Origin of the sequence: Sporosarcina sp. NCCP-2222 (genome assembly GCF_023168145.1) — a bacterium.
Taxonomy (GTDB): domain Bacteria; phylum Bacillota; class Bacilli; order Bacillales_A; family Planococcaceae; genus Sporosarcina.
In genome coordinates this window covers 297,869-314,180 of record NZ_BQYK01000001.1, presented here as the reverse complement: position 1 = coordinate 314,180, position 16,312 = coordinate 297,869, and the positions used below count along the sequence as shown (strand labels likewise).

The following is a 16,312-nucleotide window of genomic DNA, read 5'->3' as shown; positions in this document are numbered from 1 at the left end:
AAGAAGCGCTGGAAATGCTGCAGGTCGATTCACATGGTCTCGATCACATCGACCATAAACTGCTCAAAAGCATGATCGAACGGTTCCGGGGAGGCCCGGTCGGATTGGATACAATTTCGGCGAGCATCGGCGAAGAATCCATAACGATTGAGGATGTCTATGAGCCTTATCTTTTGCAAATCGGCTTTCTGCAACGTACTCCCCGGGGAAGAATCGCTACACGCTTAGCCTATGAGCATTTCGGTTATGCTTACGGGGAGAATGAATAAAGAACAGGGTAGCACTTAATTTATTATAAGGGAGTAACTGGACGAATGGATGTAAATGATTTTGATTTTGAACTTCCGGAAGAATTGATCGCTCAAACGCCGCTTGCCGATCGGACAGCGAGCCGGCTGATGCTGCTGGATCGCGAGACGGGTGGAGTGGAGCATAAGATCTTTCGGGATATTGTGGATGAACTCGAGGAGGGCGACCTAATTGTCCTCAACAATACAAAAGTGTTGCCGGCCCGTCTGATCGGCACGAAAGAGGATACAGGCGCTTCCATTGAGCTCCTGCTGTTGAAGGAAACAGGAGAGGATCAATGGGAAACGCTTGTCAAACCTGCCAAGCGAGTCAAACCGGGAACGATCGTATCCTTTGGTGATGGCAGATTGAAAGCGGAATGTGTAGAAGTATTGGAACAGGGTGGGCGGATTTTCAAGTTCGTCTACGAAGGGATCTTTTATGAAATTTTGGATGCCCTCGGCCAAATGCCTTTGCCTCCATATATTACCGAAACGCTTGAAGACCAATCCCGTTATCAGACTGTGTTTGCGAAGGAAAGAGGTTCTGCTGCGGCACCGACAGCCGGCCTTCATTTTACGGAAGAGATATTACAGCGTATCCGGGAAAAAGGTGTCGGAATCGCCTTTATCACCCTGCATGTCGGGCTTGGCACATTCCGTCCGGTCAGCTCCGATACGATCGAGGATCATACGATGCATTCCGAATACTACAATGTCACGGAGGAAGCTGCGGACGCTATCAACTCAGCGAAAGAAAACGGCGGCCGAGTGTTTGCCATTGGAACGACATCCGCACGTACATTGGAAACGATCGCAAGCGCCAATAACGGGAAAATTGTGGCTTCCAGCGGCTGGACCTCCATTTTCATCTATCCTGGGTATGAATTCAGTATTTTGGATGGATTGTTAACAAACTTCCATTTACCGAAATCGACATTGATCATGCTCGTTTCCGCTCTTTCTTCTCGGGAGCATATTTTAGCAGCTTATAATGAGGCGGTTGAACAACGCTACCGATTCTTCAGTTTCGGGGATGCGATGTTCATTAGAAAGCCAAAAAGAAAGGATTAAATTCATGGCAGCGATTACGTACGAACATATAAAAACTTGTAAACAAACAGGCGCCCGACTTGGTATCGTCCATACGCCTCATGGCTCATTTGAAACGCCTGCTTTCATGCCGGTTGGCACATTGGCCACTGTAAAAACAATGTCGCCCGAAGAATTGAAACAGATCGGAGCGGGCATCATTCTGAGCAATACGTATCATCTTTGGTTACGTCCGGGTCACGAGGTCATCCGGGAGGCGGGCGGTCTCCATAAATTCATGAACTGGGATCGGCCTATTTTAACCGATTCTGGCGGATTTCAAGTATTTTCATTAAGTGATTTCCGTAAGATAGAGGAGGAAGGCGTGCATTTCAGGCATCACCTGAATGGCAGCAAGCTGTTCCTAAGTCCAGAAGGTGCTATGGAAATCCAAAACGCGCTCGGATCGGATATTATGATGGCATTTGATGAGTGTCCGCCGTATCCCGCAACCTACGAATATATGAAGTCCAGCGTGGAGCGGACGTCCCGATGGGCAGAACGATGCCTTCAGGCGCATGCGCGTCCTGAGGATCAAGGCCTGTTTGGCATCGTGCAGGGCGGGGAATTTGAAGAGCTCCGCAAACAGAGCGCAAAGGATCTCGTCTCCCTCGATTTTCCAGGATATGCGATCGGAGGGTTGTCTGTCGGGGAACCGAAAGACATCATGAACCGCGTGCTGGAGTTTACAACGCCATTGTTGCCAGCTGACAAGCCGAGATATTTAATGGGTGTCGGGTCTCCCGATTCATTAATTGACGGGGCGATCCGCGGCGTGGACATGTTCGACTGCGTGCTTCCTACCCGGATTGCCCGCAACGGCACATTGATGACAAGCGAAGGACGTCTTGTCGTTAAAAATGCAAAGTATGAACGAGATTTCGGTCCGCTTGATCCGAACTGCGATTGCTATGCATGCAAAAATTATAGCCGGGCGTATATTCGCCATCTGATTCGAGCAAATGAAACCTTTGGCCTTCGTTTGACGTCCTATCATAACCTCTACTTCCTCCTGAATTTAATGGAGAAAGTACGTGATGCGATTCGGAACGACCGCTTAGGCGACTTCCGTGAAGAGTTTTTTGAACAATACGGATTTAACAAACCAAATGCAAAAAACTTTTGAATCTTGTATAATAAATATTGAGTAGAGGGGGGATATTTTTTGGGTGGTCAGTATAGCAGCATTATTATGCTCGTAGTCATGTTTGCAATCATGTGGTTCTTGCTCATCCGTCCTGCACAAAAGAGACAGAAGCAGACACGTACGATGCAAGAATCATTAAAACGTGGAGATAAGGTCATCACGATCGGCGGTCTTCATGGAACGATCGACGCGGTTGATGAATCATCTGTATTTTTGAAAGTGCAAGATGGGACAACTCTTCAATTTGATAAACAAGCAGTTGGACGAGTGGTCGAATCGAGCCAATCCTAAAAAAACAGAGATGCTGCCCTTGCGGTTTAACCGCTTGGCGAGCATCTCTTTTTGATTGTAGATATTTGTTGTATAGGTGGAAGCGTGTGAAGGGTATCCTTTCTTGGAAAGGAGGAGGCCCATGAGCAACTTGTTCCAAACTGGTTTTCGGACTGTATTTTTATACATTCTAATATTAATCATCATGCGATTGATGGGGAAACGGGAGGTCGGTGAATTAAGTGTCATCGATATCGTCGTTTTTGTCATCATGGCCGAAGTGGCTGCCTTCGCATTGGAATCACCGGACCAGCCATTGATCGAATCCATCGTCCCGATTATTATTTTGCTAATTATCCAGCTAGTTACATCCTTCATATCTTTAAAAAGTAAGAAGTTCAGGGATTTGGTGGACGGCGATCCGACAATGATCATTGAGGATGGAAAGATACTTGAAAGTGAAATGCGCAAGCAACGCTATAATTTGGATGATTTATTCCAACAACTTCGAGAACAGCAAGTCGGTTCGATTCAAGACGTCACCCATGCTTTTCTGGAACCCTCCGGTAATCTGTCCGTTTTTACAACAGATCAAACGGAGCCAGTTCTGGCCCTCATTTCCGACGGCGTCATTCAGCAGCGCCATCTCTCTCAAATGGGGAAATCGGAAGAATGGATGCTAAAGGAATTAAAATCACAAGGTGTGGAGGATTACAGGCATGTCTTTTATTGCTCATACGAAAAAGGAAAACTCCACTTTCAGCTGAAAGAAGAGTTTCAGTGATTTTTCACCAGCCTTTTTAGCATGAGGAAGTCGTTCTTTTTTACTTGGCCTAATAGGAGCAGAACGACCATTAAGAAGGCAGTTGTAATAAGACATTCTACTATCAGCCCGTATTTGCCTACCGGTATGAAAATCGGCCTGAGCACAGCGGTTGCGATAAAAGAGACATAGGGAAGGGCGAACATCGTAAAACCTGCCGCTGCCGCCTCGTTTTTACGCAATGTCGCCACATGAAGAAACGATGTCACCAATACACCGAAGCCGATGGCTAGTACAGCACCGGTTTCTTGCAGGCCGGGTTGGGAAGCAAGCACGAACATGACTCCGAGCTTGGCAATGCCGCCATAAACGGAATTCATCATGCCGGCTTTGGCGTCGCCCGTCGCCTGCAAAATGGAATATAACGGACTTTGGATATAGTAGAAAAAGAAAATAGGTGCAAGCAAGGACATATATTGCGCTCCATCGGAAACGCGAAACAGCTTGACTGCCATCGCATGTCCGTGTACATAAAAAACGGCGGCCGCGAAAGCTCCCGTCAAAGCAGAAAGACGCAGGGCAAGATGAACCCGTTCTTTCAGCTTGCTCTTATTGCTGGTAGCTGCTGCACCGCTCACAGCGGGTACCAGGACAACAGAGAGCGCATAAGGGATGAATGACGGAAACAAGAGCAACGGAATGAGAACACCGGAGATGACCCCGTACAGAGAGGTTGCCGCAACGGCACCGACACCTGCCATGGAAAGGGCACGCAAGAAAATGATCGGCTCCAGAAACCAGGTGAACGTACCAAATAATCGGCTACCGGAAGAAGGAAGTGCTATGGAAAGAAGAGGCTCCATCGGATACCGGTGAATTTCCTTTTTGACGATCGATTCTTTTCTTTTATGCTTATGGTATTTATAAAATAAGTAAAGTACGGACAAGCCTTCGGCAAGCAAGGTAATGCCCATGGCGTAGGCTGCGTTCATCGGGCTGTTTCCTTCGATGAGGAATGTCGGAAGCATCCAAGTGATTAATGCAATTCGACAAATTTGTTCAATGATTTGCGACCAAGCCGTTTCTTCGATGCGGACAATTCCTTGGAAATATCCACGGATGAGCCCGCCGATCGCGGCGATGGGAATGATGGCAATACCGACATAGAGGGCCGACGATGTGGCGCTATTGCCTAATAGTGATTCGGCTAAATAAGGTACGAACAAGATGGAAGCCGGTATGAAGACCACAGCCGTCAATATGGTGATGAAGGTGGCGGTTTTCATAACAGCCGGCAATTTGGCTGTTTCCCCTTTTGCCTTCAGCTCAGCTATTACTTTGGCTATGGCAATCGGTACGCCCAATTGGACGAGTGATAGAAAAAATATGAAAGCGGGATAAGCGGTCATATAAATTCCTACTGCTTCCTCTCCCGCCACCCGCATGAATTGGATGCGATAGACGAATCCAAGCAGCTTCGTTGTAAAGACTGCGACCATTAGAATGGCTGTGCCGCGAATAAATGTAGACATTTACCAAACATCTCCTTCTCAATTCCGATCGTTTCGTATACACTAAACCTATGCGGAGAAATGACCGTTTACGACTAGCCCGAAAACGAATGGGGGATGACGATAATGGAACACAAACATATTTTCGAACATGTACTTCCTGCAATTGAAAGCAAACGCAATGAATTCCAACTATACGGTTATGATACGGTGAAGGAAGAAGATATTTGGACTTATTGCATCCGCAAAAGATGGAGGAAAAAGGACATAGGATCGATGCGGGTTCATGAAGTGATCAACGATATTCTGAAACTGACGCCAGCGGAATTTATGACCTATACGCAGATTGAGGAACAGAGGGAATCCAATTGGTTTTCCGACTTGAACAGCGATGAATTACAGCTGTTATTAGCTCCGAAAAATAAGGGGAATTGACGGGGGTAATCCGTCCAAGCATTTGACAATGGGGCTTTGCTGTCTCATAATTGGTGTGTTGCATTTTTAATTATACAGCTTCTGTAATTTTAAATAGGATAAGCGGATAGTTGACTGATCCATCCGAACAGCCATAAGATTTTATTTTGGAAGGGGGCGTGGATTGAAGGATCCTGTCAACGTCTGTTAAGTATGTAGTAGGCAAGTTGGAGTATGACCATATTCATTAACTGTAGGCAGCTGGTTATTATTTTCTGCGTACAGAGGGGGAAATTCATTATGAAGAAAAGAGGACGTATTGTATCGTTCTTATTGTTGCTCGTACTACTCGGTTCTTTAATCGGTTCTACGACCAACTCCATTTTAAAAGATGTTAACTTAGGCCTCGATCTGCAGGGCGGATTTGAAGTGCTTTATCAAGTTGAACCGCTAAAGGATGGCCAAAAGATAACTGAAGATGTTGTCAATGATACGCAACGAGCGTTGCGCAACCGTGTTGACGTACTCGGTGTCAGCGAGCCGAGCATTCAGATTGAATCCGGCAATCGGATCCGTGTCCAATTGGCTGGTGTCGCAGACCAGGAATCGGCGCGGAAATTACTTTCTACGCAAGCGAACCTGACTTTCCGTGATGCAAACGATAATTTATTGCTCGATGGAACAGATTTGAAGCAAGGAAAGGCGAAAGCCAATTTTGGAGAAACAGGCAATCCAGTCGTTACATTGGAAATGAAGGATCCGGACAAGTTCGGTGAAATTACTTCTAGAGTAGCTCAAATGGCTCCTGATAATGTAATGGTTATCTGGCTTGATTTTGAAGAAGGAAAGGATTCTTTCCGCGAAGAAGCGAAAAAGGAAAAGCCGAAATTCATTTCAGCTCCTTACGTTAAACAGACAATCAATTCTTCAAACGTTGAAATTTCCGGTAGCTTTACTACCGATGAAACGAAAAATTTAGCAGGTATTTTGAATGCGGGCGCATTGCCGGTTCATTTAAAAGAAGTGTATTCGACTTCAGTTGGAGCCCAATTCGGGGAGCAGGCATTGGATAAGACGATTTTTGCCGGTATCGTCGGTATTTCGTTAATCTTCATCTTCATGCTTTTCTATTACCGTCTGCCAGGTTTTGTAGCTGTTTTGACATTGTCAGTATATATCTATCTGATTTTGCTTGTCTTCACATTAATTAATGGGGTTCTCACACTCCCGGGCATTGCGGCCCTCATGCTCGGTGTCGGTATGGCCGTGGATGCGAACATCCTGACATACGAACGGATCCGTGAGGAACTGCGCGTGGGTAAATCAGTGAAGACGGCATTCCATGCAGGTTCGAAGTCATCGTTCACAGCTATCTTGGATGCTAATATTACAACATTGCTTGCTGCGGTTGTTCTCTTCATTTTCGGGACAAGCTCGGTTAAAGGGTTTGCGACCATGTTGATTATCAGCATTGCAGTCAGCTTCCTTACTGCGGTTTGGGGTTCTCGTCTATTACTTGGCCTACTCGTGAACAGCGGGATGCTCGACGGCAAAACTGGTTTATTCGGCATCTCAAGGAAACGTGTTCATGCGCCTGAAGAAGAAGTGGACACACTTGACTTGACAACGAAATTCGATCGCTTCGATTTCGTTCATGCGAGAAAACGTTTTTACGCCATCTCTATTATTTTGATAGTTGCTGGTGTTGTCGCGCTGGGCATTTTCAAATTGAATTTGGGTATTGATTTCTCGAGTGGTACCCGTGTAGAAATCTTATCGGATAAATCACTGACGACGGAAGAAGTGTCCAAGTCACTTGAGGGCATTGGCCATTCGACAGATGACATCGTCATTTCGGGAGACAAGAAAGAAATTGGGGTTGCCCGGTTTAAAACGGAATTCAAGCAAGAAGAAGTCAATAAAATTAAAGCTGATCTCAAGTCGAAATACGGTCATGAACCGAATGTTTCAACCGTCTCTGACACAGTAGGGAAGGAACTTGTAAGAAATGCTTTTAAAGCATTGTTGTATGCAGCTCTTGGGATTGTCGTCTATGTGGCGCTTCGATTCGAATGGCGTATGGGTGTTTCAGCCATCGTTGGCTTGCTGCATGATGCATTCTTTATGGTCGCTGTCTTCAGCTTGTCGCGTTTGGAAGTGGACATCACCTTCATCGCAGCGGTTCTGACCATTGTCGGTTATTCGATTAACGATACGATTGTTACGTTTGACCGTATCCGTGAGAACTTGAACCGTGTCGGCCATGTCGACAATGCAGACCACTTGGCGGATATTGTGAATAAATCCTTGCGCCAGACGCTCGGACGTTCGGTTAACACGGTACTGACAGTTGTCATCGTTGTCGTTGCCTTGATCTTCTTAGGTGCCGAGTCAATCCGTCCATTCTCGATCGCTCTCTTGATCGGTCTATTTGCAGGAACGTATTCCTCCATCTATATTTCAGCGCAGATCTGGTATGATCTGAAGGTGAAGGAAATGAAAAAAGCTGGAAAATTGAAAGTGACAAAAGATAAAAAACAATGGGGTTCAGACGAACCGGTTGTGTAATACGTTATGTTTTGGAAGAACAGGGTATACGAAAAGGTATATCCTGTTTTTCTATGCCAAGGGGGACATTTAGATGAAGACACAATGGGGATTAATCATTGGTATTATTTTTGCAATTATCATCGCCGTTTTCGCTGTTGTGAATGTCAAAGCCGTTGAAGTGAACTATGTAGTGGGCACAGGACATTTACCCCTTATTCTTGTGATCTTGTTTTCGGCTTTGTTGGGCGCCGCAATTAGTAGCATGATCGCTATGATCAAATCTGTCTCTCTTCATCGTAAGATAAATGAACAGTTAAAAGAGATGAATGCCAAAGAAATTCAAATCGCCATGCAGCAAAACGAGATTGCTGCCCTGCAAAAGGAAATACCGCCCGAGAATGATGATGAATCGATTTGATGGAAGAGATGATGGGATGCGAGTCATTCCTATCATCTTTTTTGATGCGTTTTATTGTCAAGATATAGTATTCCTTTATGTGCACCCCGCCTTTCGATATAATAGGGTCAGAAGGAAGTGAGAGTTTTGATTGAATCAATGAAAAACTGGAAAGTTCGCCGTCCTGATGACAAGATAGTGAAAACACTGATGGACGATCTTGGTCTGCCATCCATCCATGCGAAAATTCTCGCCTCCCGTGGATTGACAGAAGCAAAGGAAGTCCAATCATTTTTACATATGAATCAAGATAGTTTACACGATCCATTTCTCCTTTATGATATGGATAAAGCAGTGGAACGAATTCAGAAAGCGATTGCCAATCAGGAGAAGATCGTCGTGTACGGGGATTATGACGCAGATGGCGTGACGAGCGTAACGGTCATGACTACGGCGATTGAGAGACTTGGCGGCGATGTTGCCTTTGCTATACCTGACCGGTTCAAACATGGCTACGGGCCGAACAAAGAGCTATTTCAGGAACTGTCCGAAGCGGGTGCGAAGCTTATTATCACAGTGGATAATGGAATTTCTGGCATTGAACAAATCGCTTTCGCCAAATCGTTAGGCATGGACATTATCGTGACGGATCACCACGAAATCGGGGTACAGCTCCCTGAGGCGGATGCCATCATTCATCCTCGGCACCCGGAAGGAAACTATCCATTTGGAGAACTGGCAGGAGTGGGAGTTGCTTTTAAAGTGGCGACCGCCTTGTTAGGAGAGGTTCCGGTCGATCTGCTGGAGATAGCGGCGATTGGAACGGTAGCTGATTTGGTGCCCTTGCGTGATGAAAACCGGTTCATTGTAAAAGAAGGTATCCGGCGCATGCGCCATACCGGGCGTCCTGCTATCCAGGCGTTATCTAAAGTTTCATCGACTGAACAGGCAGCCATAACTGAAGAAACAATTGGTTTCGGGATTGGTCCCCGTTTGAATGCACCGGGCCGGCTCGGCAGTGCAGCGCCGGCAGTCCAGCTGCTGAAGTCTGAAGATATGATGGAAGCGAGTACGCTGGCTGAAGAGTTGGACGCGTTAAACAAGGAAAGGCAAGCACTCGTCTCAATGATTACCGAACAGGCGAATGAGATGATGGAAACGATGTATGGCGATATGCTGCCTTATGTAATCGTTCTGGACGGGGAAGGGTGGAATCCGGGAGTTGTCGGTATTGTGGCATCCCGTATGACAGAAAAGTATTATCGCCCCTCTATTATTCTGTCAGTCGATCGTGAGACGGGCATGGCAAAAGGATCAGCCCGAAGTATAGAAGGCTTTGACTTATATAAGGAATTATCAAAGTGCGCCGATTTGCTGCCTCATTTTGGAGGTCATCAAATGGCTGCCGGCATGACGTTGCCTGCGGAAGACGTGGAGACTCTTCGTGAACGATTAAATGAACAAGGTAAACGGACGCTATCGGACGAGCTGCTTATGCCAAAGCTGCACATTGACGTTCCTATTAAATTGGATGAAATCGAAGTGGATATCATTGATTCGATGGAAACGCTTCGGCCTTTCGGCATGTCGTTTGAGAAGCCAGTATTTTTATTGGAGGACGTTTCGGTGACAAGCATCCGGAAAATTGGTGCCTCAAAGGATCATTTGAAAATGGAAGTGGAAGAGGGCGGCCTCAAGTTGGATGCCATTGGTTTTGGGCTTGGGGCATTGGCGGACGACATGAGCCCGGCTGTAAAGCTATCCCTCACGGGGGATCTCCAGGTGAATGAATGGAACGGCAGGAAAAAGCCCCAATTGTTGCTAGGGGATGTGCGTTGTGATGAACGGCAAGTTTTTGATCTTCGCGGAATGCGGGAAGTATCCCGCTGGCTGCCGGCTGTACCGAAAAAGGCGACTGCCTTCGTCGCTTTCTATGAGTCTACTGCACATTCGTACCAGCCGTATATGCCGGAAGAAACGATATATTGTTTCGGCCGGGATGACATACCGGACATGGACAACCTGGTCCTGCTCGACCTACCGAATGGGGCAGAACCGGTGGAGACGTTACTGAATGAACTGAATCCAAAACGAATTTATGCCCATTTTCACGTCACGGAGTCGAAGTACTTTGAAGGGATACCAGACCGGGCCCATTTTGGATGGTATTATAGTTTCTTGAAAAAAAGAGGCAGTTTGCATTTGAAAGAACAAGCTCCCCAGCTATCTAAACATAAAGGATGGAAAATCGAGACGATTTATTTCATGACAAAGGTGTTTTTTGAACTGGGATTTGTTAAGATAGAGGATGGTGTCGTTTTCGTATGCGAGCCGTCAAGCAAACGGAATCTCAATGAAGCTCCAGCTTATAAGGAAAGAGAGCGGCAAATTGAGATGGAACGCATGTTGTTATACGCTCCATATATGGAATTGAAACGATGGTTTGATTCTTTGCAGCATGTTCAAAAAGTATAGTGAAAAGTTAGGTAATTGATATAGACAGTTTACGATGAAGCGGGAGCTTATCCTCAATTTCGGAAACGTGGAACTACCTTTTCTCCTCCTTTTTGAACAACGGATGCTTAGACTGATTACGTCTATTGGGAGGAAAAGTAATGGATTTGAAAAGTTATGTGACAATCGTGCCGGATTATCCGAAGGAAGGCATCAGCTTTAAAGATATCACAACAATTATGGATAACGGTGAGGCTTATAAATACGCCACTGATCAAATAGTGGAATTTGCAAAACAGGTGGGAACAGATATCATCGTGGGCCCAGAAGCCCGTGGTTTCATTATCGGCTGTCCAGTTGCCTATGCACTGGAAGTCGGATTTGCCCCTGTCCGCAAGCCTGGCAAGCTACCTCGTGAAACGATTGCAGTGGAGTACGATCTAGAGTATGGAAAAGACTCTTTGACTATCCATAAGGATGCGATCAAACCGGGACAGCGTGTACTGATCGTCGACGATTTGCTAGCGACAGGCGGAACAGTCGGTGCGACAGTTGAGCTTGTGGAAAAATTGGGAGGCGTTGTAGCTGGATGCGCTTTCATTATCGAACTAACATATTTGAACGGCCGGGAAAAGCTGAAAGGCTACGAAATCCAGTCGCTTATCACATATTGACAAATAGGTCCTTCGCTTGTGAGCGGAGGATCTTTATTATACTTAAAATTAGGCTTGCCCCGTCTTTAGCGGATGCCTCGTCATTTGTCAAAAATGCAAGCCTAAGACAGAAATAAAGATTCCGCTCTTTACATTCAGCGCGGTTTATACATACAATAGAAATACGATTATTTTTTAGCGGAAAAGCACGAAAGGAGTTACATGATGGCGAAAAATCGTGACATGTCAGCTGAAGAAATTTTTGAATTGATCGGTTCTTATATGAATGAACAACATGTTGCGTTCGTCAAGAAGGCTTACGAAGCTGCGAAATCCGCACATGAAGGACAATATAGAAGCTCTGGGGAGCCGTATATCCTCCATCCGATTCAAGTTGCTGGCATATTGGCACAATTACAGATGGATCCCTCCACGGTCGCTGCCGGCTTTCTTCATGATGTCGTTGAAGATACGAATGTGAGCCGTGAAGACATTATCCACGATTTCGGGGAAGAAGTGGCGCTCCTGGTAGATGGCGTTACCAAATTAGAAAAGCTGAAATTCAAGTCGAACGAAGAGAAACAGGCAGAGAATCACCGCAAGATGTTCATCGCGATGGCGAGGGATATCCGGGTCATCCTCATCAAGCTTGCTGACCGTCTTCACAACATGCGGACATTAAAGCATGTACCTGAAGAGAAGCAGCGGCGGGTGGCTGCGGAAACGCTGGATATTTTCGCCCCGCTTGCACATCGGCTCGGAATCTCCACGATTAAGTGGGAGTTGGAAGACACTGCACTTCGCTACTTGAATCCGCAGCAGTATTATCGGATTGTGAATCTGATGAAACGGAAGCGTGTCGAGCGAGAAAACTATTTGAAAAATGTCATGGATTTGATTCACAATGAAATTAGTGAAATGGGAATAGAAGCGGACCTTTCCGGCCGTCCAAAGCATTTGTATTCCATCTACCGGAAAATGGTTCTGCAGAAGAAGGAATTTAACGAGATCTATGACTTATTAGCCGTTCGGATTATCGTTAAAAGTATTAAAGATTGCTATGCAGTGCTCGGCATTATCCATACGTTATGGAAACCGATGCCTGGTCGTTTCAAGGATTATATCGCGATGCCGAAACAGAATTTGTACCAATCGATCCATACGACCGTCGTAGGCCCGCAAGGCGATCCGCTTGAAGTGCAAATCCGGACAGAGGAGATGCACAAAATTGCCGAATATGGGGTCGCTGCACACTGGGCGTACAAGGAAGGCAAAACGGTCACCGAAAAGCCGACAAACATTGATAAAAAACTGACGTGGTTCCGGGAAATTCTCGAGTTCCAAAATGAATCTTCCAACGCGGAAGAATTTATGGAGTCTTTAAAGTTCGATTTATTCTCGGATATGGTGTACGTGTTCACGCCTGATGGGGATGTCATTGAGATACCGAAAGGTTCTGTGCCGATTGACTTTGCGTACCGCGTACACTCTGAAGTCGGAAACCGGACAATTGGGGCCAAAGTGAATGGTAAGATGGTACCGCTTGATACGGAGCTGTTTACTGGCGATATCGTAGAAATTCTGACGTCCAAGCAGTCATTCGGGCCGAGCAGGGACTGGCTGAAAATCGCCAATACGTCTCAGGCACGCAATAAAATCAGGCAATTTTTCAAAAAGCAGCTGCGTGAAGAGAATATTACTAAAGGCCGTGAACTTGTCGAGCGGGAAATCAAAATGCAGGAATACGACCAAAAAGACGTGTTAACGACGGATAATATCCAGCGTGCCATTGAAAAGTTCAGCTTTACTTCAGAGGAAGATATGTATGCAGCGGTCGGTTCGGGCGGTATCACAGCTCAGCAGGTTGTAAACCGGTTGGCAGAAAAATTGCGGAGACAAAGGGAACGTCAAGATACGATCGATAAAATTGTTTCGGATATGAAAACAGCACAACCGATCGAAACTGAGTCCGGGGTCATCGTCAAAGGGATCGATAACTTGCTGATCCGTCTTTCAAAATGCTGCAATCCAATTCCAGGTGATGAAATTGTCGGTTTCATTACGAAGGGAAGAGGCGTTTCGGTCCATCGCGCTGATTGCCCGAATGTGCACACAGCCGAGGAAGAAGATCGCCTGATTGATGTGGAGTGGGCCGTGAGCCCGACGAGCACGAAGAAAGAGTTCCAGGTCGATATTGAAGTGACAGCGTTCGATCGCCAGGGATTATTGAATGAAGTAATGATGGTTGTTGCCGATACGAAGACGCCGATGGTCGCAGTAAGTGGCAAAGCGGACCGTGATAAAATCGCGCGAATTAATATGACCATTAAAATTACAGATATTGCCCACTTGCAACGGATAGTTGACCGGATTAAACAAATCCGTGATATTTATTCGGTCCAGCGTATTATTCATTAAAGGAGGGACTTTCATGAAAGTATTGCTGCAGCGTTCTGGCCCTGCTTCCGTCCTGGTGGATGGGGAAGTAACCGGATCGATTGAAAAAGGATATGTCCTCCTTGTCGGAATTACGCATGAGGATACGAAGGAAGATGCCGAGTACATTGCAAAGAAAATTGCAGGTCTGCGGTTATGGGAGGACGAAGAAGGCAAGATGAACCGTTCCATTGATGAAGTGGGCGGCGACATCCTTTCCGTTTCTCAGTTCACGCTTTACGGAGATGTCCGTAAAGGCCGGCGACCAAGCTTTATTGAAGCGGCCCGACCAGAACAGGCCAAGCCACTTTGGGAGTATTTTAATGAATGCCTGAAGGCGGAGGGGCTTGAAGTTTCCACAGGTGTATTTGGCGCCATGATGGACGTCCACTTATTGAACGACGGTCCAGTGACCCTAATGGTTGAATCAAAATAAAAGGCAAGCACCGAATATAAACTCGGTGCTTGCCTTTTTTAATCATTTTGAATCAAAGTAATCGAGTAATCCTTGATAAATGCCATATGATGCCTGTTCACGGAAAACATCTGTTGTCAGGATTCGTTCTTCCGAAGCATTAGATAAGAATCCAAGCTCAATTAGGATGGCGTCCTGCATATTCTCCCTAAGGACTAGATAGTTAGCAGGTTGTACACCTCGGTTGCGCAGCGTAACATTCGAGCCAAGGCTTTTGTTGATTGATTCGGCCAGACCTTTTTGGGTCTTCTTAGTATAGTACGTTGTAAATCCAGTTATGGAGCTATTCGGATTGGCATCGTAGTGCAAACTTACGAATGCATCTACAGCATGCTGATGGCCTACAGCGACTCGCTTACGAAGGGAAACATATGTATCCGTATCACGAGTCATGATGACCTCAGCACCAGCGGCTTTTAATTTGGATTCCAATAATTCTGCTGTCAGCAGGGTTAACACTTTCTCGTCAGTTCCCCGGGCACCAGTGGTACCGCGGTCATTTCCGCCATGCCCCGCATCAATCGCAATAGTTAGGCCTTTTAAGGTGCCAGGTTCCCTCTCTTGCTTTTTCTTCGGCTCGTCCATCTTGAACACGGGTATGCGATCGTCAGATACCACCCATTTGGCAATATACGCTTCTCCTCCATCTGGGAGTTCAATCTTATACCAATCGCCCTCGTCACGGAGCACTTGGAACTTCTCACCTGCATTCGCCCGGAGTACAACGTCTGAGGAGGTCGTTGCTTCTGACCGAATATTGGTCCCATTGGTCAGTGCTGTAACTTGGTCACGCTTTGTTTGGGCGGTGTCTTGTTTCGGGTTTTCGCCAGAGAAGATGCCATGGAAGGAGTAGACCCAGCCTTCTTTTTTCTTTGAAAAATTGATTTTCACCCAATTGCCATCTATTTCTTTTACGGCAAACGTATCTCCCTTATGGACCATGCCTACTTTTTTGGACGACTGGTCCGCTTTCTTCCGTACATGCAACGCATCCACATTCACCGTAAACATATTCGGGCTCCCCGCTTTTTCAGTTGCGGGAGAAGGTTCTGGTGGTTGTGCTGATTCTATTTCTGTTATGTATTCATGATGGACCCAGCCTTCAATCCCATGGAATGTAATGGCTGTCCATTCTCCGTCCGTCCCTGTTTTGACCGCTTCTTCACCGGCATTCATTCGACCCACGATGGCGGATCCGATGGAAGGGGAGGTCCGGATGTTAAGTGAATTCACTTTAGAAACGATCGTTTTTGGTGTTTCTGAGTTAGCTTGATTTTTGGAGGTCAGCCATGAAGCGATCCATCCGGTTTGCCCATTCCATTCGATTTCGAGCCAATCGTCAGAAGTGGAAAGATAGGCCACTTCCTTTCCTTTTTTCATTGATCCGATGACCGGGTAGGAGAGGCCCGGGCCAGATCGAACATTAATTGAGTCAGCCTGAATGACAGCAGAATTGTCTTTGGCATAAACGCCTGTCAAAGTTGTGCCAAGCAGAATGGAAAAAATGATAGCGAAGATTCCAAAGCGTCGTCTGATCAACTGATGATTCTCCTTTCCAATCCTTTCTTCATATTGTAGAAGTTTTGCAGCGAAAAAACCATAGGAATTTCTCTTTCCATCAAATCATGATGCGCTTTAGTTTTGCAAATTTGAATGATTGTAGGGGAAAAGGGTTGACACACCGCTACTGAATGATTAACATAGTCAGTAATCGAAAAAACCATTAGACCGAAGACATGGCAAGTAGTTTTATCAACGGCTGACAAGAGAGGGGCGGACGTGGCTGAAATCCACCCTACAGACCAGTTAAAACGAACAACACCATCGAGGTTCTGCGTCGAAAGAGTGACATTTAGTAGGCGT

15 protein-coding genes are annotated in these 16,312 nt (G+C 46.1%); 12 read left to right on the top strand and 3 right to left on the bottom strand.

Annotated features, from left to right (window positions below; translation table 11 throughout):
• The 5 genes from NCCP2222_RS01760 to NCCP2222_RS01740 all read left to right on the top strand — a co-directional run.
• A partial coding sequence (locus NCCP2222_RS01760; RefSeq protein ID WP_282570628.1) for a Holliday junction DNA helicase RuvB C-terminal domain-containing protein occupies positions 1 to 269 on the top strand: 269 nt, incomplete at its 5' end.
• 45 nt (positions 270 to 314) lie between these two features.
• Positions 315 to 1,361: a tRNA preQ1(34) S-adenosylmethionine ribosyltransferase-isomerase QueA gene (queA, locus tag NCCP2222_RS01755; RefSeq protein WP_248509034.1), complete on the top strand. Its 1,047-nt coding sequence runs from the start codon at positions 315 to 317 to the stop codon at positions 1,359 to 1,361.
• A gap of 4 nt (positions 1,362 to 1,365) precedes the next feature.
• On the top strand, positions 1,366 to 2,505 hold the full coding sequence (tgt, locus tag NCCP2222_RS01750; protein WP_248509024.1) for a tRNA guanosine(34) transglycosylase Tgt: 1,140 nt from the start codon (positions 1,366 to 1,368) through the stop codon (positions 2,503 to 2,505).
• Between the two features lie 66 nt (positions 2,506 to 2,571).
• Entirely contained in the window at positions 2,572 to 2,817 is a 246-nt protein-coding gene (yajC, locus tag NCCP2222_RS01745) for a preprotein translocase subunit YajC (protein ID WP_248509768.1), read from the top strand.
• Positions 2,818 to 2,938: 121 nt separating this feature from the next.
• On the top strand, positions 2,939 to 3,580 hold the full coding sequence (locus NCCP2222_RS01740) for a DUF421 domain-containing protein (RefSeq protein WP_248509023.1): 642 nt from the start codon (positions 2,939 to 2,941) through the stop codon (positions 3,578 to 3,580).
• Here NCCP2222_RS01740 and NCCP2222_RS01735 read toward each other — a convergent pair.
• Positions 3,574 to 5,091 carry a putative polysaccharide biosynthesis protein gene (locus tag NCCP2222_RS01735; protein WP_248509022.1) on the bottom strand — a complete coding sequence of 506 codons (1,518 nt, stop codon included), beginning with the start codon at positions 5,089 to 5,091 and terminating at the stop codon, positions 3,574 to 3,576. The genes NCCP2222_RS01740 and NCCP2222_RS01735 overlap by 7 nt on opposite strands.
• Positions 5,092 to 5,196: 105 nt before the next feature.
• Here NCCP2222_RS01735 and NCCP2222_RS01730 point away from each other — a divergent pair, with 105 nt between their 5' ends.
• From NCCP2222_RS01730 to dtd, 7 genes are all read left to right on the top strand, one after another.
• On the top strand, positions 5,197 to 5,505 hold the full coding sequence (locus NCCP2222_RS01730) for a post-transcriptional regulator (RefSeq protein WP_248509021.1): 309 nt from the start codon (positions 5,197 to 5,199) through the stop codon (positions 5,503 to 5,505).
• A gap of 279 nt (positions 5,506 to 5,784) precedes the next feature.
• Positions 5,785 to 8,052: a protein translocase subunit SecDF gene (gene secDF, locus NCCP2222_RS01725; protein ID WP_248509020.1), complete on the top strand. Its 2,268-nt coding sequence runs from the start codon at positions 5,785 to 5,787 to the stop codon at positions 8,050 to 8,052.
• 73 nt (positions 8,053 to 8,125) lie between these two features.
• The gene (locus tag NCCP2222_RS01720; RefSeq protein ID WP_248509019.1) at positions 8,126 to 8,452 is read left to right on the top strand and encodes a LapA family protein; all 327 of its coding nucleotides are present in this window, start codon (positions 8,126 to 8,128) and stop codon (positions 8,450 to 8,452) included.
• A gap of 126 nt (positions 8,453 to 8,578) precedes the next feature.
• The gene (recJ, locus tag NCCP2222_RS01715; RefSeq protein ID WP_248509018.1) at positions 8,579 to 10,906 is read left to right on the top strand and encodes a single-stranded-DNA-specific exonuclease RecJ; all 2,328 of its coding nucleotides are present in this window, start codon (positions 8,579 to 8,581) and stop codon (positions 10,904 to 10,906) included.
• Between the two features lie 140 nt (positions 10,907 to 11,046).
• Positions 11,047 to 11,559, top strand: coding sequence for an adenine phosphoribosyltransferase (locus NCCP2222_RS01710; protein ID WP_238082241.1), 513 nt, complete (start codon positions 11,047 to 11,049; stop codon positions 11,557 to 11,559).
• Positions 11,560 to 11,763: 204 nt separating this feature from the next.
• A complete protein-coding gene (locus NCCP2222_RS01705; RefSeq protein ID WP_248509017.1) occupies positions 11,764 to 13,956 on the top strand; it encodes a RelA/SpoT family protein in 2,193 nt (730 codons plus the stop codon).
• A gap of 13 nt (positions 13,957 to 13,969) precedes the next feature.
• A complete protein-coding gene (gene dtd / locus NCCP2222_RS01700) occupies positions 13,970 to 14,410 on the top strand; it encodes a D-aminoacyl-tRNA deacylase (RefSeq protein WP_248509016.1) in 441 nt (146 codons plus the stop codon).
• Between the two features lie 42 nt (positions 14,411 to 14,452).
• Here dtd and NCCP2222_RS01695 read toward each other — a convergent pair whose 3' ends face one another.
• Both NCCP2222_RS01695 and NCCP2222_RS01690 read right to left on the bottom strand, forming a co-directional pair.
• A complete protein-coding gene (locus tag NCCP2222_RS01695; protein ID WP_248509014.1) occupies positions 14,453 to 15,988 on the bottom strand; it encodes an N-acetylmuramoyl-L-alanine amidase family protein in 1,536 nt (511 codons plus the stop codon).
• Positions 15,985 to 16,312 (bottom strand): hypothetical protein (locus NCCP2222_RS01690; protein ID WP_248509012.1); only part of this gene is annotated, 328 nt, incomplete at its 5' end. The genes NCCP2222_RS01695 and NCCP2222_RS01690, both read right to left, overlap by 4 nt.

What these genes read in the sequence shown, in the direction of transcription:
- yajC (WP_248509768.1), top strand. Translation starts at nt 2,572, where the DNA reads ATGCTCGTAGTCATGTTTGCAATCATGTGGTTCTTGCTCATCCGTCCT.
- NCCP2222_RS01720 (WP_248509019.1), top strand. Translation starts at nt 8,126, where the DNA reads ATGAAGACACAATGGGGATTAATCATTGGTATTATTTTTGCAATTATC.
- queA (WP_248509034.1), top strand. Translation starts at nt 315, where the DNA reads ATGGATGTAAATGATTTTGATTTTGAACTTCCGGAAGAATTGATCGCT.
- NCCP2222_RS01710 (WP_238082241.1), top strand. Translation starts at nt 11,047, where the DNA reads ATGGATTTGAAAAGTTATGTGACAATCGTGCCGGATTATCCGAAGGAA.
- tgt (WP_248509024.1), top strand. Translation starts at nt 1,366, where the DNA reads ATGGCAGCGATTACGTACGAACATATAAAAACTTGTAAACAAACAGGC.
- NCCP2222_RS01735 (WP_248509022.1), bottom strand. Translation starts at nt 5,091, where the DNA reads ATGTCTACATTTATTCGCGGCACAGCCATTCTAATGGTCGCAGTCTTT.
- secDF (WP_248509020.1), top strand. Translation starts at nt 5,785, where the DNA reads ATGAAGAAAAGAGGACGTATTGTATCGTTCTTATTGTTGCTCGTACTA.
- NCCP2222_RS01730 (WP_248509021.1), top strand. Translation starts at nt 5,197, where the DNA reads ATGGAACACAAACATATTTTCGAACATGTACTTCCTGCAATTGAAAGC.
- dtd (WP_248509016.1), top strand. Translation starts at nt 13,970, where the DNA reads ATGAAAGTATTGCTGCAGCGTTCTGGCCCTGCTTCCGTCCTGGTGGAT.
- NCCP2222_RS01705 (WP_248509017.1), top strand. Translation starts at nt 11,764, where the DNA reads ATGGCGAAAAATCGTGACATGTCAGCTGAAGAAATTTTTGAATTGATC.
- NCCP2222_RS01740 (WP_248509023.1), top strand. Translation starts at nt 2,939, where the DNA reads ATGAGCAACTTGTTCCAAACTGGTTTTCGGACTGTATTTTTATACATT.